The organism is Streptomyces sp. NPDC040410 (assembly GCF_055595715.1).
In genome coordinates, this window is sequence record NZ_JBVIVK010000005.1 from 269,098 (window position 1) to 294,650 (window position 25,553).

Annotated in this window: 23 protein-coding genes and 2 tRNA genes; 5 read left to right on the forward strand and 20 right to left on the reverse strand. The window is 70.6% G+C overall.

What is annotated here, in order from left to right; genetic code table 11:
- Window positions 1-25: 25 nt before the first annotated feature.
- The 4 genes from ACZ562_RS13480 to leuS form a co-directional block, all read right to left on the reverse strand.
- On the reverse strand, window positions 26-844 hold the full coding sequence (locus tag ACZ562_RS13480) for a ComEA family DNA-binding protein (RefSeq protein WP_471177875.1): 819 nt from the start codon (window positions 842-844) through the stop codon (window positions 26-28).
- A 584-nt stretch (window positions 845-1,428) separates the two neighbouring features.
- Window positions 1,429-2,274, reverse strand: a complete 846-nt coding sequence (locus tag ACZ562_RS13485) for a DegV family protein (protein ID WP_471177521.1) — start codon at window positions 2,272-2,274, stop codon at window positions 1,429-1,431.
- Window positions 2,275-2,346: 72 nt separating this feature from the next.
- Entirely contained in the window at window positions 2,347-3,081 is a 735-nt protein-coding gene (locus tag ACZ562_RS13490) for a hypothetical protein (protein ID WP_471177524.1), read from the reverse strand.
- Between the two features lie 152 nt (window positions 3,082-3,233).
- Window positions 3,234-6,116: a leucine--tRNA ligase gene (gene leuS / locus ACZ562_RS13495; RefSeq protein ID WP_471177526.1), complete on the reverse strand. Its 2,883-nt coding sequence runs from the start codon at window positions 6,114-6,116 to the stop codon at window positions 3,234-3,236.
- Window positions 6,117-6,563: 447 nt separating this feature from the next.
- On the opposite strand from leuS, the gene ACZ562_RS13500 reads away from it, so the two are divergent.
- Together ACZ562_RS13500 and ACZ562_RS13505 are read left to right on the forward strand one after the other, a co-directional pair.
- Window positions 6,564-7,838, forward strand: coding sequence for a cytochrome b/b6 domain-containing protein (locus ACZ562_RS13500; protein WP_471177529.1), 1,275 nt, complete (start codon window positions 6,564-6,566; stop codon window positions 7,836-7,838).
- Window positions 7,835-9,445, forward strand: a complete 1,611-nt coding sequence (locus tag ACZ562_RS13505) for an NADH-ubiquinone oxidoreductase-F iron-sulfur binding region domain-containing protein (RefSeq protein ID WP_471177531.1) — start codon at window positions 7,835-7,837, stop codon at window positions 9,443-9,445. The genes ACZ562_RS13500 and ACZ562_RS13505 overlap by 4 nt, the downstream gene beginning before the upstream one ends.
- Window positions 9,446-9,564: 119 nt before the next feature.
- Here ACZ562_RS13505 and ACZ562_RS13510 read toward each other — a convergent pair.
- From ACZ562_RS13510 to ACZ562_RS13525, 4 genes are all read right to left on the reverse strand, one after another.
- Window positions 9,565-9,637 (reverse strand) — tRNA-Ala (locus ACZ562_RS13510).
- 125 nt (window positions 9,638-9,762) lie between these two features.
- Window positions 9,763-9,996 carry a hypothetical protein gene (locus tag ACZ562_RS13515; protein ID WP_003976229.1) on the reverse strand — a complete coding sequence of 78 codons (234 nt, stop codon included), beginning with the start codon at window positions 9,994-9,996 and terminating at the stop codon, window positions 9,763-9,765.
- A 3-nt stretch (window positions 9,997-9,999) separates the two neighbouring features.
- A complete protein-coding gene (locus tag ACZ562_RS13520) occupies window positions 10,000-10,173 on the reverse strand; it encodes a hypothetical protein (protein ID WP_471177534.1) in 174 nt (57 codons plus the stop codon).
- Between the two features lie 69 nt (window positions 10,174-10,242).
- A complete protein-coding gene (locus tag ACZ562_RS13525; RefSeq protein ID WP_471177537.1) occupies window positions 10,243-11,607 on the reverse strand; it encodes an MFS transporter in 1,365 nt (454 codons plus the stop codon).
- 214 nt (window positions 11,608-11,821) lie between these two features.
- Here ACZ562_RS13525 and ACZ562_RS13530 point away from each other — a divergent pair, with 214 nt between their 5' ends.
- Window positions 11,822-12,700, forward strand: coding sequence for a helix-turn-helix transcriptional regulator (locus ACZ562_RS13530; RefSeq protein ID WP_471177539.1), 879 nt, complete (start codon window positions 11,822-11,824; stop codon window positions 12,698-12,700).
- A 70-nt stretch (window positions 12,701-12,770) separates the two neighbouring features.
- On the opposite strand, the gene ACZ562_RS13535 is transcribed toward ACZ562_RS13530, so the two are convergent.
- From ACZ562_RS13535 to ACZ562_RS13565, 7 genes are all read right to left on the reverse strand, one after another.
- A tRNA-Ala gene (locus tag ACZ562_RS13535) sits at window positions 12,771-12,843 on the reverse strand.
- 132 nt (window positions 12,844-12,975) lie between these two features.
- Window positions 12,976-13,650 carry a histidine phosphatase family protein gene (locus ACZ562_RS13540; RefSeq protein ID WP_471177542.1) on the reverse strand — a complete coding sequence of 225 codons (675 nt, stop codon included), beginning with the start codon at window positions 13,648-13,650 and terminating at the stop codon, window positions 12,976-12,978.
- On the reverse strand, window positions 13,647-14,090 hold the full coding sequence (rsfS, locus tag ACZ562_RS13545; RefSeq protein ID WP_471177545.1) for a ribosome silencing factor: 444 nt from the start codon (window positions 14,088-14,090) through the stop codon (window positions 13,647-13,649). Before rsfS ends, ACZ562_RS13540 begins: the two co-directional genes overlap by 4 nt.
- 100 nt (window positions 14,091-14,190) lie before the next feature.
- Window positions 14,191-15,960 (reverse strand): LytR C-terminal domain-containing protein, encoded by a 1,770-nt coding sequence (locus ACZ562_RS13550; protein WP_471177547.1) that lies wholly within the window; start codon window positions 15,958-15,960, stop codon window positions 14,191-14,193.
- 17 nt (window positions 15,961-15,977) lie between these two features.
- Entirely contained in the window at window positions 15,978-16,712 is a 735-nt protein-coding gene (nadD, locus tag ACZ562_RS13555; protein WP_471177550.1) for a nicotinate-nucleotide adenylyltransferase, read from the reverse strand.
- An 81-nt stretch (window positions 16,713-16,793) separates the two neighbouring features.
- The gene (locus ACZ562_RS13560; protein WP_363118774.1) at window positions 16,794-16,958 is read right to left on the reverse strand and encodes a hypothetical protein; all 165 of its coding nucleotides are present in this window, start codon (window positions 16,956-16,958) and stop codon (window positions 16,794-16,796) included.
- Between the two features lie 109 nt (window positions 16,959-17,067).
- Complete coding sequence (locus ACZ562_RS13565) at window positions 17,068-17,229, reverse strand: hypothetical protein (protein WP_471177552.1); 162 nt, start codon at window positions 17,227-17,229, stop codon at window positions 17,068-17,070.
- Window positions 17,230-17,352: 123 nt separating this feature from the next.
- Here ACZ562_RS13565 and ACZ562_RS13570 point away from each other — a divergent pair, with 123 nt between their 5' ends.
- On the forward strand, window positions 17,353-18,462 hold the full coding sequence (locus ACZ562_RS13570) for a M48 family metallopeptidase (protein WP_471177554.1): 1,110 nt from the start codon (window positions 17,353-17,355) through the stop codon (window positions 18,460-18,462).
- A 274-nt stretch (window positions 18,463-18,736) separates the two neighbouring features.
- Here the strand turns inward: ACZ562_RS13570 and ACZ562_RS13575 are convergent, their stop codons facing one another.
- The 5 genes from ACZ562_RS13575 to proB all read right to left on the reverse strand — a co-directional run bounded on the left by ACZ562_RS13575 (window position 18,737) and on the right by proB (window position 23,883).
- The gene (locus ACZ562_RS13575) at window positions 18,737-19,807 is read right to left on the reverse strand and encodes an SCO2583 family membrane protein (protein WP_471177557.1); all 1,071 of its coding nucleotides are present in this window, start codon (window positions 19,805-19,807) and stop codon (window positions 18,737-18,739) included.
- Window positions 19,808-19,907: 100 nt separating this feature from the next.
- Window positions 19,908-20,495 (reverse strand): SCO2584 family spore wall biosynthesis protein, encoded by a 588-nt coding sequence (locus tag ACZ562_RS13580; protein ID WP_471177559.1) that lies wholly within the window; start codon window positions 20,493-20,495, stop codon window positions 19,908-19,910.
- Window positions 20,496-20,715: 220 nt separating this feature from the next.
- Window positions 20,716-22,002: a glutamate-5-semialdehyde dehydrogenase gene (locus ACZ562_RS13585; RefSeq protein ID WP_471177561.1), complete on the reverse strand. Its 1,287-nt coding sequence runs from the start codon at window positions 22,000-22,002 to the stop codon at window positions 20,716-20,718.
- 62 nt (window positions 22,003-22,064) lie between these two features.
- Window positions 22,065-22,559 (reverse strand): hypothetical protein, encoded by a 495-nt coding sequence (locus ACZ562_RS13590; RefSeq protein ID WP_471177878.1) that lies wholly within the window; start codon window positions 22,557-22,559, stop codon window positions 22,065-22,067.
- 217 nt (window positions 22,560-22,776) lie between these two features.
- The gene (gene proB, locus ACZ562_RS13595; protein WP_471177564.1) at window positions 22,777-23,883 is read right to left on the reverse strand and encodes a glutamate 5-kinase; all 1,107 of its coding nucleotides are present in this window, start codon (window positions 23,881-23,883) and stop codon (window positions 22,777-22,779) included.
- 235 nt (window positions 23,884-24,118) lie between these two features.
- On the opposite strand from proB, the gene ACZ562_RS13600 reads away from it, so the two are divergent.
- Complete coding sequence (locus tag ACZ562_RS13600) at window positions 24,119-25,531, forward strand: polysaccharide pyruvyl transferase family protein (protein ID WP_471177566.1); 1,413 nt, start codon at window positions 24,119-24,121, stop codon at window positions 25,529-25,531.
- Window positions 25,532-25,553 lie beyond the last annotated feature (22 nt).

A 25,553-nucleotide genomic window follows, 5' to 3' on the forward strand; every position in this document is an offset into this window, starting at 1 on the left:
TGTTGTGGGTCAGCGGGGTCGCGCCTCATGGCCGTACGAGATTTCGCAGGTCGGCGAAGCGGCGGTCGCCGATGCCGTTGACCTCACGCAGTTCGTCCACCGAGCGGAAGCCGCGGTGTTGCGTGCGGTAGTCGACGATGTGCTGGGCAAGTACCGGGCCGACGCCCGGAAGGGTGTCCAGTTGCTCCACGGTGGCCGTGTTGAGGGAGACGGGGGCCGCCGGTGCCGCTCCCGCCGGAGCCCCGGCCGCGCCATCGCCCACGCCAGGCCCCTGAGCAGGAGCCGGACCGCCCACGATGACCTGCTCTCCGTCCACGAGGAAGCGGGCGCGGTTGAGACCATCCGTGTCGGCGCCGGGGCGCACACCCCCGGCCGCGCGCAGGGCGTCGGCGACGCGCGAACCGGCCGGCAGACTGTGGATCCCCGGATCCCGGACCTTGCCGCTGACGTCCACCACGATCTCGGTCCCCGCCGTGCCCACGGCGTTCGGCGCACCGGCGGAGGGGGCCGGGCCGGCCTCCCCGGCCGCGGGCTCCCCGTCAGTGCCCCTTGCGTCACCCTCTGCGTACGGAGCGACCGCGCGCACCACGTCGGGCGCTCGGACGGACTGGGTCCGGCCGGCCCAGAAGTGCTGGGCGGCGAAGGCGGCGGCGAGGACGAGCAGCACCGTCAGCGCGAGCACGCTCCGCCGCTCCAGGCCACACCTCACCTGCAGCCACACCGGCATCCGCTCCCGAAGAGCCGGACCGACCCGCTCCCGCCAGCCAGCCACGCGTGGGGCTTCCGGGTGTGCGCCGTCACCGGTGTACAGGACATCCGGGTCCGCAGACGCACCGGCGTGCACGACATCCGAGCCGTCGGCCGTACGGCCGGACAAGATGTCTGAGCCCACAGCTGTCCAGGCATACGGAACACGGGAGCCCGCAGCACCAGCGGAACGCGCGACATCGGGGTCCACTGCCACACCACCGCGCGGGACATCCAGGCTCACCGCCGCACCGTCGTCCGTAACACGCCGAGCACCCCGAGCACTCGGAGCACCCGGGACATCCGAGCCATCCGGCGCATCCGGGCAACCGCTGCCCGGCGGTCCCTTCCCCGACTCCCGCCATTCCCCGGCGTGTTCGGCGAAGAGCGTCTCCGCGCGTCGGCGGAGTTCGTCTGCCGACGCGTGCCGGTGGCGGGCCCGGTCACGGACGGGCGGGCGGCGGTGGCGGGTTCGGCCGTCGGAGGCGGGTCCGCGCCCCGGTCCGCTGGTTGCGGTCGCTGTGCGTGAGTGTGATCGAAGTGCCATGCGACGAGGATCGGGCAGCTCGGCACATCGCGATGATCTTGGTCAAATTCCGGGGGTTACCGCCTAGTTGTGGATAACTCGGCCACCCACACGAGTTACTCGCGACCCATCCCGTAGACCAAGGATCCCGTCCGTCACCGCGGCGAGACCACAACCCCCAGCAACCCGGGCCCCGTGTGGGCACCGATGACCGCACCCACCTCGCTCACATGCAGGTCGGCGAGTCCCGGCACGCGCGCCCGCAAGCGGTCCGCCAGGGCCGCCGCCCGGTCGGCGGCGGCGAGATGATGGACGGCGATGTCGACGGGCGCGCCCCCCGCCCGGTCGGCCACGATCTCCTCAAGGCGGGCGATGGCCTTGGACGCCGTCCGCACCTTCTCCAGGAGTTCGATACGCCCGCCGCTCAGTTGCAGCAACGGCTTCACGGCGAGCGCGGATCCGAGTAGGGCCTGCGCCGCGCCGATCCGCCCGCCGCGGCGCAGATAGTCGAGGGTGTCGACGTAGAAGTAGGCGGACGTGCCCGCGGCCCGCTTCTCCGCGACCGTGACCGCCTCGTCCACCGTGCCGCCGGCCTCCGCCGCCTCGGCCGCGGCCAACGCGCAGAACCCGAGCGCCATCGCGACCATCCCGGTGTCCACCACCCGCACCGGCACCGGTGCCTCACGTGCGGCGACGACCGCCGCGTCGCACGTACCGGACAGCTCCGCGGACAGGTGCAGGGAGACGATGCCGGTGGCACCGGACTCGGCTACCTTGCGGTAGGTCTCCGCGAAGAGCTGGGGGCTGGGGCGCGAGGTGGTGACCGGCCGTCGCTTCTGGAGCGCCTGGGCCAGCGAACGGGTCGAGATCTCGGTGCCTTCTTCGAGCGCCTGGTCGCCGAGAACCACGGTCAGGGGCACCGCCGTGATGCCGTGGCGCTCCATCGTCCGCGGCGGCAGGTAGGCCGTTGAATCGGTGACGATCGCGACATGGCGGGACATGAGCTGGAGGTTACCTGGCGTAGCGCCCGCGCGGCAGCCCGGCCCCGCTCACCTGGGGCGGCTGTGTCCGGATCAAGTCGTGCTCTCGGGGCGGGCCTTCTTCTGCCAGGGGTACTCGGGGCGGCGGCCGGCTGGAGCGATGGCGGCCCGCGTCTGCTCCTCGGCGGGACGCGACCGGGGCCCCTCCGCCCAGGCCTGCTGGGCCGTTGCCTGGTCGGTGGCCGGGGCCTCGGGCCACGGGGGCGGCGGGGATGACGGCTCCTCCGTAGCCCAGTGCCGCAGGGCGCCGGACTCCACGTCGAGCTGCGCGCTCAGCGCGTCGAGGTCGTCGTCCGCGAAGCGGCGGGCCCGGTCGCGGGCCGCCCAGCGCAGGGAGTCCGCCGAGTGTGTGATCCGCTCGGTGCGTTCGCACAGCGAGGGCAGCCGCTTGGCGAGTGCCGCCCGGTCCGGTTCGGACTCCAGGCGCTTGAGTTCGGCGTCCAGTTCGTGGCCGTGCGCGCTGAGCCGCTCGAACAGGCCGAGGGACTCCTTGAGCGACTCGTCCTCGGCCACGCCCGCGTGCAGCGCGTCCTGTGTGGCACGCATCGAGGTGCGCAGTTTCAGCCGCAGCTGGGCGATCTCGCCGGCCGGGCCGGGCTGGGCGAAGGACTTGACCCGCAGTGTGTGGTCCTCGACCGTGCGGCGAGCCTGGGTGACGGTGCGGTCCACACCGCGTTTGGCGGCGCCGACCACCTTCACCGTGGCGTAGGCGCCGAGGGCCAGGAAGAGCACGAAGAGCAGGGCGACGACTGCGATCACTGGTTCCACGACGCTCCTCCTCGGCGGGCGACGCTCGCCACGCCGCTCTTCAACGGTAAACGCAACGAACAGGTTCTGGGTTCCGGAAGAACCCGGAACCTGCCCTTAGGGGACTACCCCGAGCCCGGCCAGCGACCCCGGCTCGTGCCCTCGGCATGCGTTCAGGTCGTGACGATGTTCACCAGCTTCGGCGCCCGCACGATGACCTTGCGGATGCCGGCACCGCCCAGCGCGGCCACGACCTTCTCGTCGGCCAGCGCGACCTTCTCCAGCTCGTCCTCGGAGATGGACGGGGAGACCTCCAGACGCGCCTTGACCTTGCCCTTGACCTGGACCACGCAGGTCACGCTCTCGTCCACGACGTACGCCGGGTCGGCGACCGGGAAGTCCCGGTGGACGACCGAGTCGGTGCGGCCCAGCTTGCGCCACAGTTCCTCGGCGATGTGCGGGGCCAGCGGGGCCACCAGCAGCACCAGGGGCTCCGCGACGGAGCGCGGCACCGCGCCGCCCGCCTTGGTCAGGTGGTTGTTCAGCTCGGTGACCTTGGCGATGGCGGTGTTGAACCGCATGCCCTCCAGGTCCTGGCGCACCCCGTCGATCGCCTTGTGCAGGGCACGCAGCGTCTCCTCGTCGGGCTCGGCGTCGACTACGGTCACCTCGCCGGTCGTCTCGTCGACCACGTTGCGCCACAGCCGCTGCAGCAGCCGGTACTGGCCCACCACCGCGCGCGTGTCCCACGGCCGCGACACGTCCAGCGGGCCCATCGCCATCTCGTACAGACGCAGCGTGTCGGCCCCGTACTCGGCGCAGATCTCGTCCGGAGTGACCGCGTTCTTCAGGGACTTGCCCATCTTGCCCAGCAGCCGGGAGACCTTCTCGCCCTGGTAGTGGTACGCGCCGTCGCGCTCCTCCACCTCGGCGGCCGGCACCGCGATGCCACGGCTGTCGCGGTAGACGTAGGCCTGGATCATGCCCTGGTTGAACAGCTTGTGGAACGGCTCGGCCGAGGACACGTGCCCCAGGTCGTACAGGACCTTGGACCAGAAGCGCGCGTACAGCAGGTGCAGTACGGCGTGCTCGGCGCCGCCGACGTACAGGTCGACGCCGCCGAGTGGCCGGCCCTCGCGCGGACCCATCCAGTACCGCTCGATCTCCGGGTCGACCAGCTTCTGGTCGTTGTGCGGGTCCAGGTAGCGCAGCTCGTACCAGCAGGAACCGGCCCAGTTGGGCATGGTGTTGGTCTCACGGCGGTACTTCTTCGGCCCGTCGCCCAGGTCCAGGGTGACGTTGACCCACTCCTCGTTGCGCGACAGCGGCGTCTCGGGCTGGGTGTCGGCGTCGTCCGGGTCGAAGGTGCGCGGCGAGTAGTCCTCGACCTCCGGCAGTTCCAGGGGCAGCATCGACTCGGGCAGGGCGTGCGCGACGCCCTCCTCGTCGTAGACGATCGGGAAGGGCTCGCCCCAGTAGCGCTGACGGCTGAACAGCCAGTCGCGCAGGCGGAAGTTGACGGTGCCCTCGCCGATGCCCTCGCGCTCCAGCCATTCGGTGATGCGCGCCTTGGCGTCGGCGACGCCCAGGCCGTCCAGGGAGACGTCGTCGTTGGAGGAGTTGATGATCTTCGCGTCGTACGACCCGAAGGCGTCGTCCCACGTCGACGTGTCGGTGCCCCGGCCGTCGGTCGGCTCGACGATGCAGTGGACCGGCAGCTCGAAAGCGCGCGCGAACTCGAAGTCGCGCTGGTCGCCCGCCGGGACGGCCATGATCGCGCCGGTGCCGTAGCCCATCAGGACGTAGTCGGCGATGAAGACCGGGACCTGCTCGCCGTTGACCGGGTTGGTCGCGTACGCGCCGATGAAGACACCGGTCTTGTCCTTGGCCTCGGCCTGCCGCTCGACGTCGGACTTCGTGGCGGCCTGCGCCCGGTAGGCGGCGACGGCCTCGGCCGGTGTGGCGTGGCCCCCGGTCCACACGTCGTGGGTGCCCTCGGGCCAGGCGGCCGGGGTGAACTTCTCGACCAGCGGGTGTTCGGGTGCCAGCACCATGTAGGTCGCGCCGAACAGGGTGTCCGGACGCGTGGTGAAGACCGTGATGCGCTCGCCGTCGATCGGGAAGTCGACACGGGCGCCCTCGGAGCGGCCGATCCAGTTGCGCTGCTGCAGCTTGATGGCCTCGGGCCAGTCCAGCGCGTCCAGGTCGTCCAGCAGCCGGTCGGCGTAGGCGGTGATCCGCATGTTCCACTGGCGCAGCTTGGCCTTGAAGACCGGGTAGTTGCCGCGCTCGGACCGGCCGTCGGCGGTGACCTCCTCGTTCGCCAGCACGGTGCCCAGGCCGGGGCACCAGTTGACCGGCGCGTCGGAGGCGTACGCCAGGCGGAACCCGCTCAGGACGTCGGCGCGCTCGGCGGCGCTCAGCTCGCTCCACGCGCGCGTGTCCCCCGGTACGGCGCGCTCACCGGACTCGAACCGGTCGATCAGCTCGGAGATCGGGCGGGCCTTCTTGGCCTCGTCGTCGTACCAGGAATTGAAGATCTGCAGGAAGATCCACTGGGTCCACTTGTAGTAGTCCGGATCGATCGTGGCGAACGACCGGCGCTTGTCGTGGCCCAGGCCCAGCCGGCGCAGCTGGGACGTCATGTTGTTGATGGCCGCCTCGGTGGTGACCCGGGGGTGCTCGCCGGTCTGCACGGCGTGCTGCTCGGCGGGCAGGCCGAAGGCGTCGAAGCCGAGGGTGTGCAGGACGTTGTGGCCGGTCATCCGCTGGAACCGGGCGAATACATCGGTGGCGATGTAGCCCAGGGGGTGACCGACGTGCAGGCCCGCACCGGAGGGGTACGGGAACATGTCCATGATGAACTTCTTGGGCCGGGCGACCAGTGCGGGGTCGCCCGCCAGGTCACCGCTCGGGTTCGGCGCCGCGTAGGTGCCGTCGGCTTCCCAGAAGTCCTGCCAGCGTGCCTCGATCTCGGCCGCCACGGCGGCCGTGTAGCGGTGCGGCGCTGCCTCCACCGACACGGCAGCGGCGGCAGTGGGGTTCGTCTCGCTCATGATCCTCAAAGCTCCATCGATCGTCTCTGCCAGCGGCTGCGACATTCAAGAAACGAAAAATCCCCTCGCACAGGAGGGGACGCCGCGCCGATTCCGAACCACCCGATACCGGCGGTCGGGACTGATCAGCGCGGCTCGCTAAGCAGAAGGCGTACGGCACGCATGGCGTTAGGGTACCGCAGGCACTGAGCGCGCCGCGACGCGCTTACGTATGCCTCCTTGCCGCCGGGTGTCGCTCCCGCGGACCCCCATGGGTCACTTCAACATCATCCGACAAAAACAGAACTCAGGTCAAAGTTACTTCGCGTAACAGCCGCTATGGGACATCACAACGACCCCATCGCCCTTTGATAACAACGCAATAACTCAAACGCCGTACCCACCGGTATGGCGCCGCTTAGAGTGCGACAGCGGGACCGCTTTCCCGAACTGCTCGGAGTTGCCCCCATGAACCCTCGTCTCAGTGACAGCTCGCTCCCCAAACCCGGCCGGTCGGCCTACGGGATGGCGACCGCTGTCGTACTGCTGCTCATACCCGTGGTCGTCCTGCTCGGAGGCACGTGGCTCCAGGACTTCCTCAACTTCGGTGCGGGCGTTCTGTCGCTCGTCTCCCTCACCTGCTCGGTGATCTGGGGACTTGTGGCCCAGGACCGGATGATCCTCAACACCCGCCAGCGGATCATCGCGCAGGGTGTCCACCGGGTGACCGCCGCGGGCTCGATCGCGTTCCTCCTGGTACACATCACCATCAAGCTGGCGCTGGAGCACACCGTCCTCGTCGCCGCGCTGATCCCCTTCAGCCTCGGCGTCACCGGCAGCGCCGGACTCATCGGCCTGGGCTCCCTGGCCGCCCTGCTCATGATCTTCGTGGGCATCACCGGCGCGCTGCGCAACCAGTTCGCGTCCCCGGCACCCGTCGCCGCGCGCTGGCGCGCGATGCACATGCTGGCCTACCCGGCCTGGTGCGCGGCCCTGATCCACGGCCTGTTCGCCGGGCGCCCGGCGAAGACGTTCTTCATGGTGTCGTACGAGCTGTGCGTGATCGGGGTCGCCGCGGCGCTCGCTCTACGCGCGGCACCCCGGCCGGTCAAGCGCAAGGTCGCCGACCGGATCGCCGCGGTCCTGGGCACCGAGGAGCGGCCGGGCCGGGAGGACCTGGAAGCGAGCAGGGCCAGGGTGGCGGAGTCCGCCGTGCCGGGCTACCAGAACCAGCGGGCCGCGCAGCAGCGCGCGTCGGCGCCCCAGTACGAGGCGCCCGCCGCGCCGGAGCCCCCCTCGAACGGTTTCGCGGCCGCCTACCGGGCCGTGTCGGCACCGCAGCGTCCGCAGCAGCCCTTCCGGGCCGACCAGACCGCCCGCATGGACCTGCCGCTGGACATGCAGCCCACGGAGGCGATCCCGCGCGTCGACAACGGCGGCAGCACGTCCGGCAGCTGGCCGATCCCGTCGCCGCCGCCCGTCGGCGAGGCGCCCCCGTCGGCCTACGACCCGTTCCAGGACACCGGATACAACATCCCGCCCTATGGCAATCCGGACGCAGGCGGGTACGGCGGGCGTGATGTGTACGACACAGGTGAGTCGAACACCCTCTACGGCACGTACAACCCGAACGACACGTACAACAGCGGTCCCGCCACTGAACCATCGCCCGGTGCCGGCTACGACTTCGACGCACCGGGTTCGGGCGAACCTTGGAACACGCCTTCCGGAGGCTATAGGTGAACGAGGCCCTGCCCGACGTCCCGGAAGTCCGCGTGGTCGGCCTTCCCCAGCTCACGTCGGGCTTCGACCTTGTCGAAAGACTTGATCTGCCCATGCACCTCAAGGTGCACGGGCCGCTCGAACCCATGGGCGGCGAGCAGCTCGCGAAGCTCGCCGAGAACATCAACCTGAGGGGCCGCGGCGGCGCGGGCTTCCCCTTCCACAAGAAGCTGCGATCGGTCGCCGAGTCGGCGATCAAGCGCGGAGTGCGGCCGGTCGTCGTCGTCAACGGCAGTGAGGACGAGCCGGCCTGCCGCAAGGACACGGTGCTGATCAACCGTGCCCCGCACCTCATTCTGGACGGCGCGCTGCTGGCGGCGGAGGCACTGGGTGCCCGCACGCTCGTGGTGGGGGTCACCCGTGAGTCCACACAGCGCTCGATGGAGTCGGCGCTCGCCGAGCGTGGTCTCAGCAACAGCCGGAGGTCGGCGCTGCGCGCGAGCGTGCAGCGCAATCCGGTGCGCATGGTCACCGGCGCCGCCGCGTCGCTGATCCGCTCCATCGACGGCGGTCCGGCGATCCCGCCGGGACGCAAGATCAGCGCCTCGCAGAGCGGCGTCGGCGGCGCGCCCACCTTGCTGTCCAACGCCGAGACGTTCGCGCAGCTGGCGATCGCCGCCCGCATCGGCCCCGAGCGCTATGGCAACACCGGCCTGTACGACGAGCCGGGCACCGTCATGCTCACGGTCTCCGGAGCGGTCGCCCGCCCCATGGTGATCGAGGTGCCGACGGGCGTGCCGCTGCGCTACGTCCTTCAGCTGGCCGGCGCCCCGCCCGTCCCGCAGGGCGTGCTGACGGGCGGCTACCACGGCAAGTGGATCGACGCGGCGACGGTCAACGAGGCGATCGTCTCCCGCAACTCCCTGGACGCGGTGGGCGGTTCGCTGGGCGCGGGCGCGATCCTGCCGATCAGCCAGGAGACCTGCCCGCTGGGCGAGTCGCTGCGCGTGGCCCAGTGGCTGGCCGAGGAGAGCGCCGGACAGTGCGGTCCCTGCTACCTCGGTCTGCCGGCCGCGGCGCGCGGCATGGAGGACATCATCAACGGCGGCGGACCGGCGGCCCTGGAGGCTCTCAAGCAGGTCGCCAAGAACGTGAAGCGGCGTGGCGCGTGCTCGCACCCCGACGGCTCCGCGATGTTCCTGGAGTCCACCATCAAGGCCTTCACGGACGACCTGGCCGCACACGTCCTCGGAAACGGCTGCGGACGACCCGTGGAGGGCGTTCTGCCGCTCTTCGAGGGCGGCCAGCTGCCGACGGGCATCCCGGGCGGCGGCGAGCCCGAGGAGAACGGTCCCAGCCGTCAGAAGATCTTCGTCGACTGGACGCTGTGCCGGGGCCACGGCCTGTGCGCGGACATCCTCCCGGAGGTCTTCCAGCTCGGCGCCGACGGCTTCCCCACCGTCGCCCAGGCGAAGGTGCCGCGCTTCGCTGAGGCCAAGGCTCTACGCGCGGTGCGCCGCTGCCCGGCACTCGCCCTGCGCATCGAGGAGGACACGCGCTCCCAGGCGCCGTCCCGCAACCTGCCGGTGCTCTCCCAGGGCCGCGGGCGCCGCGCCCTGGGCCGCTGAGCGCACCGGCGCCGGGCCGTCCGCACAGGGCGGCCCGACGTTCGACCGTCGCAGGCGAACAGCCCTGTACACACGTCGAAGGCGGGTCATCCGATCGGATGACCCGCCTTCGACTTCCGTGGAGCTAAGGAGAATTGAACTCCTGACCTCCTGCATGCCATGCAGGCGCTCTACCAACTGAGCTATAGCCCCTTGTGGTGTTCCGGCCGGTTTCCCAGGCGGCGACGCCAACATTACACGGTCCACCGGGTGCAGCACCAAATCGTTTCCGTTCTGCGCGGATTCGGCACTTTTGTCGGATTTACGCGATGTCGGCGTCAAGCCGTGACGAACGAGTAGAACCGCTTCAGGGTGCAGTGCTCCTCGAGGAGCCGGCCGTAGATCGGCTCGCCCTCCAGTTCGCGGTACGTCTCGATCGGGTCGCCTTTTATGATCAGCGCCCGCGCGCATTCCTCGCACCAGTACTGGTAGTCGGGATTGACCGGCTCCATGTCCCGGACGATGGGCGTGCCGCTGCCACACCAGTCGCACTTTCGCCTGTGTGCACCCATCGATCAGCTCCAGCTGTGGCCGCAGGCCGTGCACACGTAGGAGATTCCGCCGTTGTCGCCGAGTACTTGGGCCACACGGACGGAACCGCAGGAAGGGCAGCTGAGACGGGTGACCGTGTCCCGTGCCGACGCTGCTTCGAGGAGGTGGCCGACCTCCTCGAAGATGCTCGCAGGCATCACTGCTCCCTCCCGTCGGGCCGCGCCCCCTTCCGGCCGTTTGATTCTGCCACGACCGGACCAATACGGTCAGCGACGCCTCAGTACCAGTCCGGACACGGCACCCACCGCGGCCGTCCCGGCCAGCGCGAACATGCACGCCAAAAGCGCCTCCGCAGAGGTATACGCCCCGGAGGCCCCGAGTGACTCAAGCCGGTTCAGGAACAGTGTGCCGAACGCGGCGACGCCGATCAGCTGACCGAGCTGGGTGACCGTCGCGAGCAGGCCGCTCGCGTCCGCCGCGTCCTCGGGGCGGACCGTGGCCAGCGCCCTGGTGAGCGTCGGACTGAAAGCGAGCGCGAGTCCGACGCCCACGCCGGCGTACGCGCCGTAGAGCGGGGCGCCACCCTCGTCGCCGCCCTTCAGTACGAGGCCCACGCCCGCCAAAGCCACGGCGGCGAGCACGAACCCGGCCGGGGGCAGTGCGCGCTGCCAGGAGGCGGGCCAGTTGCGCCAGGTCAGGCCGACCAGCCCGAAGACCACCGCGGTCGGCGCGAAGGTGAGGCCGGCCCGCAGCGCGCTGTAGCCGAGGCCGCCCTGGACGTGCAGGGTGAGCGCGAACAGGAAGCCGCCGTTGACGGCCATGACCGCCATGATCCGGAAGACGGCGAGGCCCATGCCGGGGTGACGCAGCACGCGAGGCGCGATCAGCGGGGTCCCGCCGCGCTGGGCCAGCCGTGACTCGTAGCCGCTGAACAGTCCGAAGACGACCACGGCCCCCGCCAGCGACAGCCAGGACCACAGCGGCCAGTCCTTCTCCTGCCCCAGCACCAGCGGCACCGTGAACAGCGACACGGCCGCGCCGATCAGCACCAGACCCGGCAGGTCGAGGCCGCGCGCCCGCTCCCGTTCCGCCGCGCCGTCCCGCGGCAGGACGCGCCTGCCGACGACCAGGAGAACGAGGCCCACCGGCACGTTGACGAGGAAGACGGGCCGCCAGCCGGTGCCGAACAAGTCGGCGCTGACCAGGACGCCGCCGACCACCTGCCCCGCCGCCGCGCCGACGGCGAGGACCGCCGAGTAGGAGCCGAGGGCCTTGACCCTGGCCTCACCGGTGAAGTTGCGCTGGATCAGGCTGAGCACCTGCGGGATCATCACCGCCGACCCGGCGCCCTGGACGAGCCGGAACACGATCAGCTCGGTGGCTCCCTGGGCCAGACCGCAGGCGAGCGAGGCGGCGGTGAACAGGGCGAGGCCGGCGAGGTGGACCCGCCCGTGACCGAGCCGGTCGCCGAGGCGCGCGCCGGTGATCAGCAGGACGGAGTACGTGATGGCGTATCCGGCGATCACCAGCTGCAAGTCGGCGCCCGAGGCGTGGAGTTCGGAACCGATGGTGGGGGCCGCGACGTTCACGATGAACACGTCGAGCAGTGCCATGAACTGGGCCGCGAGCACGGCCGCGAGCAGCGGCCGCGGTCCTCTGTCAGTGGCGGGCGCTTTACTGATGGCAGGACTTGGAACGGGTGAAGGACCCGTTCCCGTCCTGGGTGTTGTCGTCATGCCGTCGAGCCTGGCGACATACCAATACGGGTGCCGAGTGCCCGCTGATGCTGGTACTGACAGCACCTGGCAGGGGACGAGCGGGGCGTCGACGATGGGGGATGTGACGATGGGGACGACACAGCGACGCCGACCCGAACTGGCCGCGTTCCTGCGCAGCAGGCGCGCCCGGGTGACACCGGCCGACGTGGGCATGCCGCCGGGCTTGCGGCGACGCACTCCAGGGCTGCGCCGCGAGGAGGTCGCCCAGCTCTCGGGCGTCGGCGTGACCTGGTACACATGGCTCGAACAGGGCCGGCCGATCAACGCCTCCGCGCAGGTCCTGGACGCCGTGGCGCGCACCCTGCGGCTCGACGCCCCAGAGCGGGAGCATCTGTACCACCTCGCCGAAGTGCCGTACGCACACACCCCGGAGGCCCTCGCGCAGACGGTGGGGCCGGAGATCCGGGGCATCATCGACGCCCTCGACCCACGCCCGGCGGTGGTCTACAACTCGCGGTACGACATCCTGGCCGCGAACCCCGCCTACCGCGAGCTGTTCTACTCCGAGCCGGCGCCGGCCGGCCGCCCTCGCAACGCGCTGTGGAAGTTGTTCACGGTGTCGGAGGAGGCCTGCCCGTTGGTGTCCCGGGAGACCGAGTTGCCCATGATGGTGGCGACACTGAGGGCCTCGTACGGGCTGCATGCCGGGGAGCCGGCGTGGGAGGGCTTCATACGGGGGCTGTCCGCGGCGAGCCCGCTGTTCGCCCGGCTGTGGGAGAGCGGTGACGTGGCGGAGCCCGGGCGGCGGGTGAAGGTGTTCCGGCACGCCGGGCTCGGTGAGCTGCGGATGACGTCGGTGTCGCTGTCGGTCAACGGCATGCCGGAGTGCCGGATCGTGGTCTACACGCCGGACGACGAGGAGACCGCACGGCGCGCGGCTTTGCTGAGGGAGCGGCGGGAGACGCTGTGGCCCCCGACGAAGGAATGGTGGGCACCGGCGGAATGAAAAAACCGCCCCCTGAAGGGGGCGGGATCTTCACAAGCGATCTTTGACAACTCAACAGAGTGTCGATCTGTGGAGCTAAGGAGAATTGAACTCCTGACCTCCTGCATGCCATGCAGGCGCTCTACCAACTGAGCTATAGCCCCTTGTGCCACGCGGCGGAGCCGCATGGTGTTTTCGCCCCGCTCGGCGGGGCGAACAAGAAGAACTTTAGCCTGCGACCTGCCGGAAAGTGAAATCCGGGTCCCGGGGCTGGAACGGCGCTCGACCCACGCCGTTCAGTCGTCGTCGCCGAGCACCGGCTCCGGGAGGGTGCCCGCGTTGTGCTCGAGGAGGCGCCAGCCCCGAGCGCCCTCACCGAGGACGGACCAGCAGCAGTTGGAGAGGCCGCCGAGGCTCTCCCAGTGGTGGGCCTCCAGGCCGAGGAGACGCCCGATGGTGGTGCGGATCGTGCCGCCGTGGCTGACCACGACGAGCGTGCCGTTCTCGGGGAGCTTCTCCGCGTGCCGGAGCACGACGGGTGCGGCGCGGTCGGCGACCTCGGTCTCCAGTTCGCCGCCGCCGCGGCGCACCGGCTCACCGCGCTTCCACGCGGTGTACTCCTCGCCGTACCGGGCGATGATCTCCTCGTGCGTCAGGCCCTGCCAGACGCCCGCGTAGGTCTCGCGCAGGCCCTCGTCGTGGGCCACGTCCAGGCCGGTGAGCTCGGCGAGCTCGGCGGCGGTCTTCGCGGCCCGCTGGAGGTCGGATGCGACGATCGCGTCGGGCTTCAGGGAGACGAGCAGCCGGGCGGCCCGGCGGGCCTGGCCGACGCCCGTCTCGGTCAGCTCGACGTCCGTGGTGCCCTGGAAGCGGCGCTCCACGTTCCAGGAGGTCTGGCCGTGCCTCCACAGAATGACGCGCCGGCCCGGGCCCGGCCTGCGGCCGGCCCCGGCTGCCTGGGGGGCACTCACCGCAGCTCCCCGAAGTCTCCGGCGTCCTCCTCGGACTGCAGCTTGGCGTGCTCCTCGGCCTTGCCGCGGGTCGCCTTGGCGTCGGCGGGCAGCTCGAGCTCGGGGCAGTCCTTCCACAGCCGCTCCAGGGCGTAGAAGACGCGCTCCTCGCTGTGCTGGACGTGGACGACGATGTCGACGTAGTCGAGCAGGACCCAGCGGGCCTCGCGGTCGCCCTCGCGGCGCACCGGCTTGGCGCCGAGCTCCTTCAGGAGCCGTTCCTCGATCTCGTCGACGATCGACTTGACCTGGCGGTCGTTGGGGGCGGAGGCCAGCAGGAAGGCGTCCGTGATCGACAGGACGTCGCTGACGTCGTAGGCGATGACGTCGTGGGCGAGCTTGTCGGCGGCCGCCTGTGCGGCGGTGTTGATGAGCTCGAGAGAGCGGTCAGTGGCGGTCACTACAAGGCTTTCCGTCGGCGGTCACTTGGCATCAAGGGTCTCACGGACCGCAGACGGCACCCCACGTGATTGTTGGTTCACGTGGGGCACCGTCTTCCGTCTAGGACGACGAGGGCCTGTAGTCCTGGCCGAGGACCACCGAGACGTTCGCGTTCGCGGACACGTTGCCCTTGGTCACGGAGCTGGTGGGCAGGCCCAGGGTCTTGGCGACCTCGGTGGCGTTCTCCTTGTCGGCGGCGTCCGCGTAGAGGATCTTGGACGTGGCCTGGGCGGATGAAGCCGTGCCGCCCTCGAGGAAGGTGAAGCCGCCGTTGAGGAGCACGACGCGGGCCTTCTCGGTGTTGTCCTTGGTGCCGCTGGCGTTCTGGACGGAGACCCGGACCGCCGACCCCTGATCGGGGCTCTTCGCACTCCCGCCGAGCACGTCCTTGACGACGCTGGCGCTGGTCTGGGCGCTCAGCGTGCCGTCGGTCTGGACGGGCAGCAGGGCGGTCTTGTAGTCGCCGCCCTTGGCGAGGTCGGCGAGCTTGGCGAGGAAGGTGCCGAGGTCCTTGTCGGTCAGCGACGGGTCGAGGATCTGGGCGAGCGTCTGCACCGTGGTGGTCGCGCCGGCCGGGTCGGAGGACAGCTTGCGCAGCACGCCCTGCATGACCTGTCCGAACCGCTCCAGCTGCCCGTTCTGGGCCTCGCCGGAGGCTCGGTAGGTGGCGTAGGCCACGGCCATCTTGCCGCTGAGCGTCTGGTCCTTGCCCTGGTTGACGAGGGGCGAGGCGCCCTTCTTCCTGGCATCCGGGTCGGGGACGTCGGCGTTGGTGTCGACCTCGATGTTGCCGACGAGGTCGACGAGGTTCTGCAGGTACGGGGTGTCCAGGCGCCAGGTGCCCTCGATGTCGGTGCCGAGGACGGTGTCGAGGGAGTCGCGCGTGCCCGAGGAGCCGTCGTCCTCGACCGACTTGGCGAGGGTGGTCGCGGAGCCGTTGTCGTCCGTCAGGGAGAGGGAGTTGGGCAGCAGGACCGTGGTGCCCTGCCTGGTGGTGGTGTTGTCGACGAGCAGCGCCGTGGAGGTGCCGCCCTTCTTGGTGTTGTGCAGGTGGACGACGATCACGTCCCGGTTCTGCGCGCCCGAGGCGGTGGCGGTGCCGGTCTTCGAACCGGACGAGGACAGGCCGGGCAGCTTCCCCGCGTACCAGAGGTAGCCGACGCCGCCGGCGGCGACCAGCGCGAGGACGACGGCCAGCGCGACGAGACGGCTGCGGGCCCGGCGCTTGGCCTCCTCCCGGCGTTCGGTGCGGTTCTCGGTGAAGTTCAGCCAGTCGATGACGTCCTCGGAGTCACCGTCGGGCTGATCGACGAAGGCGAACTGCTCGGTGCGGTAGTCCCGTTCGGCCTCGGAGCCGTGCTCTCGTCCGGTCCCGCTGCCGTACCCGCTCTCCGGTTCGCCGCCGAACTCTCTTCCCGGCCGGGCCGGGGCGTCCGGTTGCCCGGACGGGCCGGTCTGCTGCGGGATGTAGGCGGTCTGTTCGGCGACGCGGGGCTGCTGGCCGCTGGTGGCGGTCTGGCCGTAGGGGTCGTACGCCGTCGTGGGCCCGACGCCCTGGTGGGTACCCGTGGCGTAGGGGTCGTAAGGGGGGACGGGCCCCGGACGGCCCGTGCCGTACGGGTCGTACCCGGGCGCGGACTGCTGCCCGCCCGCCGCGTACGGGTCGTATCCGTAGCCCTGTTGCGCGTACGGGTCGTACGAGTGCTGCGGAGACTGCTGTTGTGGAGACTGCTGCGACGGGACCTGCTGGTACACCGGCCGGCCGTACTCGTCGTAGCCGACGAGTTCGTACGGGCCGCCCTCGTACCCCGCGTCGTATCGGTCGTTCACCGGGTGCCCCTCTCGGCTCACTCGCCGCGGTACAGCTCTCGCTTGTCGATGTAGCGCACAACTCCGTCCGGCACCAGATACCAGACGGGGTCTCCGTTGGCGACTCTCGCACGGCAGTCCGTGGAGGAGATGGCGAGGGCGGGGACCTCGACGAGCGAGACGCCGCCCTCCGGGAGGCCCGGGTCGGACAGGACGTGGCCCGGCCGGGTGACCCCGATGAAGTGCGCGAGGGAGAACAGCTCTTCCGCGTCCCGCCAGGTCAGGATCTGGCCGAGGGCGTCGGCGCCGGTGATGAAGAAGAGGTCGGTGTCGGGGTTGAGCGCCTTCAGGTCGCGCAGCGTGTCCGTGGTGTAGGTCGGGCCGCCGCGGTCGATGTCGATGCGGCTGACGGAGAACTGCGGATTCTCGGCGGTGGCGATGACCGTCATCAGATAGCGGTCCTCGGCCGGGGAGACGCTGCGGTGGCTCTTCTGCCAGGGCTGGCCGGTCGGCACGAACACCACCTCGTCGAGGTGGAACTGCGCGGCGACCTCACTGGCCGCCACCAGGTGCCCGTGGTGGATCGGGTCGAACGTTCCGCCCATGACGCCCAGGCGGCGCTTGCCCGGGTTCGACGGGCCATTTCCCGGGCCACCGGCCGAACGGCTGCCGGCGCCGCTCGACGCACGGTTCTCCGCACCGTTCGCCGCGCCGTTCGCCGTGTCGTCCGTGGTGTCATTCGCCGGACCGGTAGGCATGTCCTGCTCTCCCATGCGTGCAGACCCTACCGGCCCGGCCTGAGAGCCTCGGCCGGCAGATCTCCCGGACGCCCCGGAAAGGGGCTTTTGCCGGGATCAGCGGTCGCGGTTGAAGCGGGTGGTGACCCAGAGCAGGAGCAGCAGGATGAAGAGGGCGCCGCCACCGGTGAGGTAGGGGCTGAGGCTCTCGTGGTTGCCGCCGTGCTCCTCGCCCTCTGCGGCGAGGGTGACCAACTGGGCAGCGGTGCTGTGGAAGCTCATCTTCGGCGGACCTATCCGGTGTGGGCGGGATAAAGATGTCGGCCCATCGTAAGCGGGCGGGTCGGAGGCGATCACCCCGACTCCACCGTGGGGGAACCTTCCCCCGCGCTCAGTCGTCCTTCCGCTTGTAGCCGCGCAGCACGAACCAAGCGGTCAGCCCACAGCCCAGCACCATCACGATCAGCACGACCCGGAGCAGATTGCCCGCCCCTTGCTGCTCGGCGGCGCTCGCGGCCTCGGTGAGCCAGGCGGAAGCGGGGTGGTGTTCCATGGCGGGACTCCTTCACTGCACTGCCCGTCCACGGTATCTCCGCCTAGGCTGGGCTCTGCTTCGGGGGCGCAAAGGGCCGCACAAGGGTCCGCAAAGGACCACACACACGCACATGGGGGAGACATGTCCGACGACGGCCACGAGCACAACGGGCACGAGCATGTACCGAGCCGGCAGCGCAGGCGCTTCCCTGGGATCTCCTCGCGCGCGTACGAGCACCCGGCCGACCGCTCGGCCCTGGTGGCGTTGCGCAAGCTGAGCGGCTTCGACACGGTCTTCAAGGCGCTCAGCGGCCTGCTGCCCGAGCGCAGCCTCAGGCTGCTGTTCCTGTCCGACTCGGTGCGCGTCTCGGACCAGCAGTTCACCCACCTCAACGACATGCTGAGGGACGCCTGTTACATCCTGGACCTGGAGAAGGTCCCGCCGATGTACGTCAACCAGGACCCCCAGCCGAACGCGATGTGCATCGGCCTGGACGAGCCGATCATCGTCGTCACCACGGGACTCGTCGAGCTGCTCGACGAGGAGGAGATGCGGGCGGTCATCGGGCACGAGGTGGGCCACGCCCTGTCCGGCCACTCCGTCTACCGGACCATCCTGCTGTTCCTGACCAACCTGGCCATACGGATCGCCTGGATCCCGCTGGGCAACCTCGCGATCATGGCGATCGTGACCGCGCTGCGCGAGTGGTTCCGCAAGTCGGAGCTGTCCGCCGACCGCGCGGGCCTCCTCGTCGGGCAGGACCTGAAGGCCTCGATGCGCGGCCTGATGAAGATCGCGGGCGGCAACCACCTGCACGAGATGAACGTGGACGCGTTCCTGCAGCAGGCCGAGGATTACGAGGCGGGGGGCGACCTGCGCGACTCCGTGCTGAAGATCCTCAATGTGCTGCCCCGCTCCCATCCCTTCACCACCGTGCGCGCGGCCGAGCTGAAGAAGTGGTCCGAGTCCCGCGACTTCCAGCGGATCATGGACGGCCACTACCCCCGGCGCAACGAGGACAAGGACTCCTCGGTCTCGGACTCGTTCCGCGAGTCGGCGGCGCACTACGCCACCCATGTGAAGAGCTCCAAGGACCCGCTGATGAAGCTGGTCACGGACCTCGCAGGCGGGGCCGGGGACCTGGGCGGCCGGGTGCGGCGCGGCTTCGGCGGCTTCACAGGTTCCGCGCCGCAGGACCAGCCGCCGACAGACCAGCCCCCGACGGACACGCCGCCCCGCGAGGACGACTGACCTGCGGTACGAGGGTGCAGGGTGAACCGTACGGCTCACACGGCGTGACCTGACGGCTCACCCGGCGGTCCTTACGGCTCACGCCCGGCGGACGTACGGCTCACCCGGCGGACCCCACGGCTCACGCCCGGCGGATCCTACGGGGCACCTGACGGACCCTGCAGCTCACGCCCGGCGGACGTACGGCTCACCCGGCGGACCCCACGGCTCACGCCCGGCGGACGTACGGCTCACCCGGCGGACCCCACGACTCACGCCCGGCGGGTCGTACGGCTCACGCCTTGGGCTGCGCGCTCGTCGCCAACGACCCGCACAGTGCCGTGGCGCTTCCCGTCGCGTAGGGGTCCGTGCCGGCCGGGCCGCCCGCCTTCGCGGTCTGGCCGTAGAGCAGCGGGCGCAGATGGTTCGTCGAGTCCTCTGCGCACGACAGGGGGCCGGCCTGGACGTAGGAGACGACGAGCTGGGCGGTGTGCAGGCGCAGGTCGTCGCGGTCGAAGCGGAAGTGCAGCTCGCGCCGGACGGTGAACAGCGACGCCTCGGCCTTGTCGTCGGCACCGGCCGGCCGCAACGCGTACACGAAGGTGTGGTCGGCGGTGACCTCGAGCGTGGACGAGTCGGTCTCGGCGGCCTGCAGGGTGCCCTGGACCCGGATCTTGCGGTCGGCCAGCTCGGCGCCGGCCGGGTCGAAGCGGACCAGCCATCCGGTCGGCGCGTGCCGCCCGTCCGCGGTCGGATGGGCGAAACTCTCGTCGAACTGGTCGAGTTGGTCGGAGTCGAGGAGGACGCGCACGGGGCGGACCTCCTGGCCGGTGATGACCTCCGGGTAGAGCGAGGACCGGACGATGTAGTCCTTGGCGGTGGTCAGGGCACTGACGACCTGGCTGTCCGAGAAGTGAGCCGTTCGCCGGGAGGCGGGCAGCGGTATGCCCTCGGCGCCGAGACGGAACTGCGCGGCCGGACTGTGCGCGTACAAGTACTCGGGATCGGTGTGGCCGGGCACCTTGCCCTCGGGGGCGAGCGGGATGACGGTCATCCGCAGGGGCTCGACGGGCTGCCGGGCGGCAGGGTTCTGGTAGGGGTGCCGTACGCCCATATAGATCGCGGTGCCGAAGGCGACGGCGATCAGCAGGACCAGGATCAGCGCCTGCCGGGACACGCCCCGGCGCAGGGGCGGGCGGCGGCGCACGGCGGGGGCGTGGTCGGCCATGCGCTCGTGCGCGGAGTACTCCTGGAGGCGGGCAGCGCGGACGAACGACTCGTCGAAGACGACGGATCGGTACTCGTCCTCTCCACCTCCGGGGCCGCCCTCGGGTGTCCCCTCGGGTGGGTCTCCAGGCCCTCCCATATCTTCAGAGTAGGTCTCCGGGAGCCCAGGTAAACGCCCGGCCGCGCGACAAGTTCTGACAGGTTCTCACCAGGACGGCCGGGGGGCGGGCGGGTACTGCTCAGGGGGTGCGCGGGTCCGCCGAAACGGCTGGCCGGGAGTAGTCGGCGGACGCGGAGGGAGCCGCCGCACCGCCCTGTTCCAGGCCGGTCGAGGCGGGCGGCGGAACCTGGTCCCGGCTGCCGCCCGAGGACGCGCCCCGGTAGACCGCCGCGAAGGCGAGCGCGACCATGCCGACGCCCATCAGCAGGGCCAGCACCCAGGCGACGGGGCGGTGCCAGCGGACGTGTTTGCCGTACGCGCCGTGGGGGCCGTAGCGGCGCTCCCATGCTTCGGGGTCGTCGGTGTCGCCCAGGTCGTCCAGTTCCGGATCATGGCCGAATCCGACGCGCCCGTCGGGGCCGAAGGCGTCCTCATAGCGCTCGCCTCTGCCGTGCGCCCGGCGCGCCTCGGCCTCGGAGGCCTCCGCTCTCGCCCGGGCGGCGGCCAGAAGGCGTTCGACGGCGGTCGGCTCGTGCACCGCGGCCGCCTGTACGAAGGCCTCGTCGAAGACCACGGAGGCGAACTCTTCGTCCGACACTCCGCGGTCGTGGTCGTCGTCGGGCTCCCAGCCGTCCGGGAACGGCGTGCCCCCCACGTCCTCCGGCACGGATCCAGAGTAGACCTGAGGGGTCAATTTGGGCAGACGGTACGGCAATTCATCCGATGGCTGAGACGGCTTCCCAGGCACGGGCGCGGACCTGGGCGCATGCCCCACGCATATGTGCCCCGCGTATGCCGCAACCGGGACCGCCGGCCGAGACGGCCCGGACCGCTCGGACCGACCGGGCCGACCGGATGCCCGGGCCGACCGGATGTCCGGGTACGTCTCAGCGGCGGATGTGCCCGTCCCCGGTGACGATGTACTTCGTGCTGGTCAGCTCCGGCAGCCCCATCGGTCCCCGGGCGTGCAGCTTCTGCGTCGAGATGCCGATCTCCGCGCCGAAGCCGAACTGGCCGCCGTCCGTGAACCGGGTGGAGGCGTTGACCGCGACCGTCGTGGAGTCGACCAGCTGCGTGAAGCGGCGGGCGGCCTGCTGGGAGGTCGTCACGATGGCCTCGGTGTGGCCGGAGGTCCACAGCCGGATGTGCTCCACGGCCTTGTCGAGGGAGTCGACGACGGCCGCGGCGATGTCGTAGGACAGGTACTCGGTCTCCCAGTCCTCCGGGGTCGCCTCGACGACGGTGGCCTTGGAGTCCTTGGCGTAGGCGAGCACCCGCTCGTCGGCGTGCACGGTCACGCCCGCCTCCGCGAGAGCGTCCAGCGCCCGCGGCAGGAACTCGGCGGCGATGTCCCGGTGGACGAGAAGGGTCTCGGCGGCGTTGCAGACGCTGACCCGCTGCGCCTTGGAGTTGATCAGGATGTCGATCGCCGTGTCGACGTCGGCCCGGGCATCGACGTAGACGTGGCAGTTGCCCGTGCCGGTCTCGATCACCGGGACGGTGGACTCCGAGACGACGGTCTGGATCAGCGAGGCGCCGCCGCGCGGGATGAGCACGTCGACCAGGCCGCGGGCGCGCATCAGCTCGCGCACGCTCTCGCGGCTCTCGCCGGGCACCAGCTGCACGGCGTCGGCGGGCAGGCCCGCCCCGCCCACGGCGTCGCGGATCACCCGGACGAGGGCGGAGTTCGACTCGTACGCCGAGGCCGAGCCGCGTAGCAGTACCGCGTTGCCGGACTTGAGGCACAGGGCGGCGGCGTCGACCGTGACGTTCGGGCGGGCCTCGTAGATGATCCCGACGACGCCCAGCGGGACGCGGACCTGGCGCAGGTCGATGCCGTTGGGGAGGGTCGAGCCGCGCACGACCTCGCCGACCGGGTCGGGCAGGGCGACGACGTCCCGTACGTCGGAGGCGATCGCGCGCACCCGCTCCGGCGTGAGCGTGAGCCGGTCGATGATCGCCTCGCTGGTGCCGGCCTCGCGGGCCTTGGCGATGTCCTTGGCGTTGGCCTCGACGATCTCGCTCGTACGGACCTCCAGCGCGTCCGCGACGGCGAGCAGCGCGTCGTCCTTCTCGCCCCGCGGCAGCGGCGCGAGGTCGGCGGCGGCCGCCTTGGCTCGGTAGGCGGCCCGGTTGACCGGGGACATGGAGTCGTACGGAGAGAGCGTGGTCATGAGGGAAGCGTAGTGCGCCGCGCGGGCGCGTCCACCGGTCATCCCAATGCGCGAGACAGGGTTCAAAAGGGGTGAACTCCGACAGGGGTCGCCGGCAGCGGGCCGTATCCCTCGGCGATGCGCTGGTGGTAGGTCTGCCGGTCGATGACCTCGAGGCCGACGATCTCCCACGGCGGCAGCCCCGCGGTCTGGCGGTGCTCGCCCCACAGGCGCAGGGCGACGGCGGCCGCGTCGTGCAGGTCGCGGGCCTCTTCCCAGTACCGGATCTCCGCGTGGTCGCCCGCGTATCTGCTGGTCAGGAGGAAGGGGTGGTCGTGCGCGAGCTGTTCGAGGGCGCGCCGCACCTCCTTGAGCGGGGCCTCGTCGCCGGAGACGCTGAGGGTGACGTGCCACAGGCGCGGCACGTCCTCGGGCCGCTCGCCCTCGTACCGGTCACCGACCGAGACGCTCGTCAGGGCGCGCTCCTCGCCGGGCGCACGGGCGGAGGCGCCTCCGGCGCCGCTGACACCGCTGACACCGCTGACGCCACCGCGGGCCGCCGCCGCCCCAGGGCGCACTCGTCTCACGACGGCCTCCTTTACGCAACGGTCGAGCAGGGCGCGTGCCGTGTGCGTGCCTGCTCGTACGGAATATCTCCCTGGGACAAAGTTGAGCAGGCCGCAAGGGCTCGCGTGGCGGTTTTGCGGAACGTCCACCTGAGGGCGACGCCCTTGTCGGGGCGTTCACCCCGTTTTCGGGTGCCTCGTGCGGCCGCTCCGCCGGCTCCGTGGCCGGTCAGGGCTGCAGGATCACCAGGTCGTCCCGGTGGACGACCTCGCGCTCGTAGCCCGGGCCCAGGTCGCGGGCCAGTTCCCGGGTCGAGCGGCCGATCAGCAGGGGAATCTCCTTGGCGTCGAAGTTGACGAGCCCGCGGGCCACCGCGCGCCCCCCGCCGTCGCGCAGCTCGACGGGGTCGCCGGCGCTGAACTCGCCCTCGACGGAGGCGATCCCGGCCGGCAGGAGCGACTTGCGGCCCTGGACGACCGCGCGCACCGCCCCGTCGTCCAGCGTCAGGGAGCCCTGCGGGGTGGAGGCGTGCTGAAGCCACAGCAGCCGGTCGGCGGAGCGCTTGCCGGTGGGGTGGAAGTAGGTGCCCGTGTCGCCGCCGGAGAGCGCGTCGGCCGCGTGGACCGCGCTGGTCAGCACCACGGGGATGCCCGCGGCTGCCGCGATCCGGGCGGCCTCGACCTTGGTGACCATGCCGCCTGTGCCTACGCCGGCCTTGCCGGTGCTGCCGATCTCGACGTGCGCGAGGTCGGCGGGTCCCCGCACCTGGGTTATCCGCGACGTGCCCGGCTTGCCGGGGTCGCCGTCGTACACGCCGTCCACGTCGGACAGCAGCACCAGCAGGTCGGCGCGGACGAGGTGGGCGACGAGGGCGGCGAGCCGGTCGTTGTCGCCGAAGCGGATCTCGTCCGTGGCGACGGTGTCGTTCTCGTTGACGACCGGGAGGGCGCCCATGGCGAGGAGCTTGTCGAGGGTGCGGGAGGCGTTGCGGTGGTGCGAGCGGCGGCTCATGTCGTCGGAGGTGAGCAGGACCTGGCCGACGCGGACGCCGTAGCGGGCGAAGGAGGCGGTGTAGCGGGCCACCAGGAGGCCCTGGCCGACGCTGGCCGCGGCCTGCTGGCGGGCGAGGTCCTTGGGGCGGCGGCGCAGTCCCAGCGGGGCCAGGCCCGCGGCGATCGCACCGGAGGAGACCAGCACGATCTCCCTCTCGCCCCCGCTGCGGCTCTTGGCGAGGACGTCGACGAGCGCGTCGACACGGTCGGCGTCCAGCCCGCCCGACGCGGTGGTCAGCGACGAGGAACCCACCTTGACCACGATCCTGCGGGCCTCGCTCACAGCCTGCCTTGCCCCTGCCACCTTGGTTTATGTCCCCTCGCGTAGTCTCGGCGCCCCCTTCGGCAATCTACGCGAAGGGGGGCGGGCCCCGCGCATCGGTCCCATTCATCGGACACACCGTGCGTAGTCGTTTGCTCACACGTCGCATACGGGCAAAAAGGTTGTACTGGTTGCTTATAGAAATCAAAGAGCACTTAAACTTAGTTTGAAGTTTGTGTCACCTATAGTTCGCGACGTGAAGCGCATACTTCTGAGATCGGGGAAGAGCCCCTACGACGTCATCCCCGTGGAGGAAGCCCTCCATCGCGACGTCATCGCCACCAACTCCGGCAACCTGATCTTCAGCGACGCCGCGCACAAGATCCTCGAGACTCCGGACACCGAGGTCGTCTCGAACCGCATGCGGATCGACCCGGCTCAGGCGGGGCGGATCAACGAGGAGTACGACGCCTTCGTCGTGCCGCTCGCCAACGCCTTCCGGCTGTCGTTCGAGCCCGCGCTGCAGAAGCTGACGCGGCTCATCACCAAGCTGAAGATCCCGGTCGTCGTGCTCGGCACCGGCGCGCAGTCCTCGCTGGACTACGACCCGGACAAGCTGAAGTCCATGGAGTCCTCCGTTCGCGAGTTCGTCTCCGCGGTGCTCGACCGCAGCGCCACGATCGGTGTGCGCGGCGAGTTCACCGAGAAGTACCTGAAGGACATGGGCTTCCGGGACGTCGAGGTCATCGGCTGCCCGTCCATGTTCATGTACGGCAAGGAACTCGCCGTGCACAAGCGGGTACCGGCGCTGACCACCGACTCGCGGATCGCGATCAACGGCTCGCACAGCGCGGTACGGGGCCAGGGCATGGACCAGGTCATCCGCCGCACCCACGAGCGCTACGCGAACCTGCGCTACATAGCCCAGAACCTCAGCGACGCGCGTCAGCTGCACTGGCGGGACCTGTCGCACCCCAATGGCCGGATCAAGGCCATGCCGACCCACCCGGACCACCCGATGTACGCGGAGGACAAGGTCCGCATCTACATCGACCCCATCACGTGGATCGACGACCTGCGCGAGTTCGACTTCTCCTTCGGCTCCCGCATCCACGGCAACATCGCGGCGCTGCTGGCGGGCACGCCCGCGACCGTGCTGACGGCCGACTCGCGGACGCTGGAGCTGTGCCGCTACTTCGACATCCCGCACCAGCGGATCGACCAGATCCCCGAGGACCTGGACCCGGCGCGGCTGTACGAAGAGGCCGACTTCACCAAGCTGGCCAGCGGTCACCAGGAGCGATTCGAGCGCTTCACGTCGTTCCTGGACAAGAACGGTCTGAAGAACACCTTCACCCACGGCGACGGCGGCGCGGCCTTCGAGGAGCGCATGCGGAAGCTGACCTTCCCGCCGGGCATCGGCCCCTGGAACGACACCGACCTCGTCTCGCTCACCACGCGGTTCGGCTTCCTGCAGAGCAGGATCGTCCAGCTGTCCAAGGACAACGCGCAGTTGAAGCGGGAGGTGGCGAAGGCCAAGGCCGGTGCCGACAAGCCCACCGCGGTGTCCAAGGCGGCTGCGGACGGGTCCTCGACCTCGGTCATCCGTCGCGCACGGCGGGCCGTCGGCCGGCCGCTGCGCCGGACACGTCAGTCGGACGGCCGGTAGCACCCCGTAACACCCCGGGCTC

Excerpts from the sequence above, each read along its gene's own strand:
- ACZ562_RS13560 (WP_363118774.1), bottom strand. The coding sequence starts at position 16,958 with ATGAGCTTCCACAGCACCGCTGCCCAGTTGGTCACCCTCGCCGCAGAG.
- ACZ562_RS13585 (WP_471177561.1), bottom strand. The coding sequence starts at position 22,002 with ATGACCACGCTCTCTCCGTACGACTCCATGTCCCCGGTCAACCGGGCC.
- ACZ562_RS13565 (WP_471177552.1), bottom strand. The coding sequence starts at position 17,229 with ATGGAACACCACCCCGCTTCCGCCTGGCTCACCGAGGCCGCGAGCGCC.
- ACZ562_RS13485 (WP_471177521.1), bottom strand. The coding sequence starts at position 2,274 with ATGTCCCGCCATGTCGCGATCGTCACCGATTCAACGGCCTACCTGCCG.
- leuS (WP_471177526.1), bottom strand. The coding sequence starts at position 6,116 with ATGAGCGAGACGAACCCCACTGCCGCCGCTGCCGTGTCGGTGGAGGCA.
- ACZ562_RS13500 (WP_471177529.1), top strand. The coding sequence starts at position 6,564 with ATGAACCCTCGTCTCAGTGACAGCTCGCTCCCCAAACCCGGCCGGTCG.
- ACZ562_RS13520 (WP_471177534.1), bottom strand. The coding sequence starts at position 10,173 with ATGCCTGCGAGCATCTTCGAGGAGGTCGGCCACCTCCTCGAAGCAGCG.
- ACZ562_RS13515 (WP_003976229.1), bottom strand. The coding sequence starts at position 9,996 with ATGGGTGCACACAGGCGAAAGTGCGACTGGTGTGGCAGCGGCACGCCC.
- ACZ562_RS13530 (WP_471177539.1), top strand. The coding sequence starts at position 11,822 with ATGGGGACGACACAGCGACGCCGACCCGAACTGGCCGCGTTCCTGCGC.
- ACZ562_RS13570 (WP_471177554.1), top strand. The coding sequence starts at position 17,353 with ATGTCCGACGACGGCCACGAGCACAACGGGCACGAGCATGTACCGAGC.
- ACZ562_RS13575 (WP_471177557.1), bottom strand. The coding sequence starts at position 19,807 with ATGGGAGGGCCTGGAGACCCACCCGAGGGGACACCCGAGGGCGGCCCC.
- nadD (WP_471177550.1), bottom strand. The coding sequence starts at position 16,712 with ATGGGAGAGCAGGACATGCCTACCGGTCCGGCGAATGACACCACGGAC.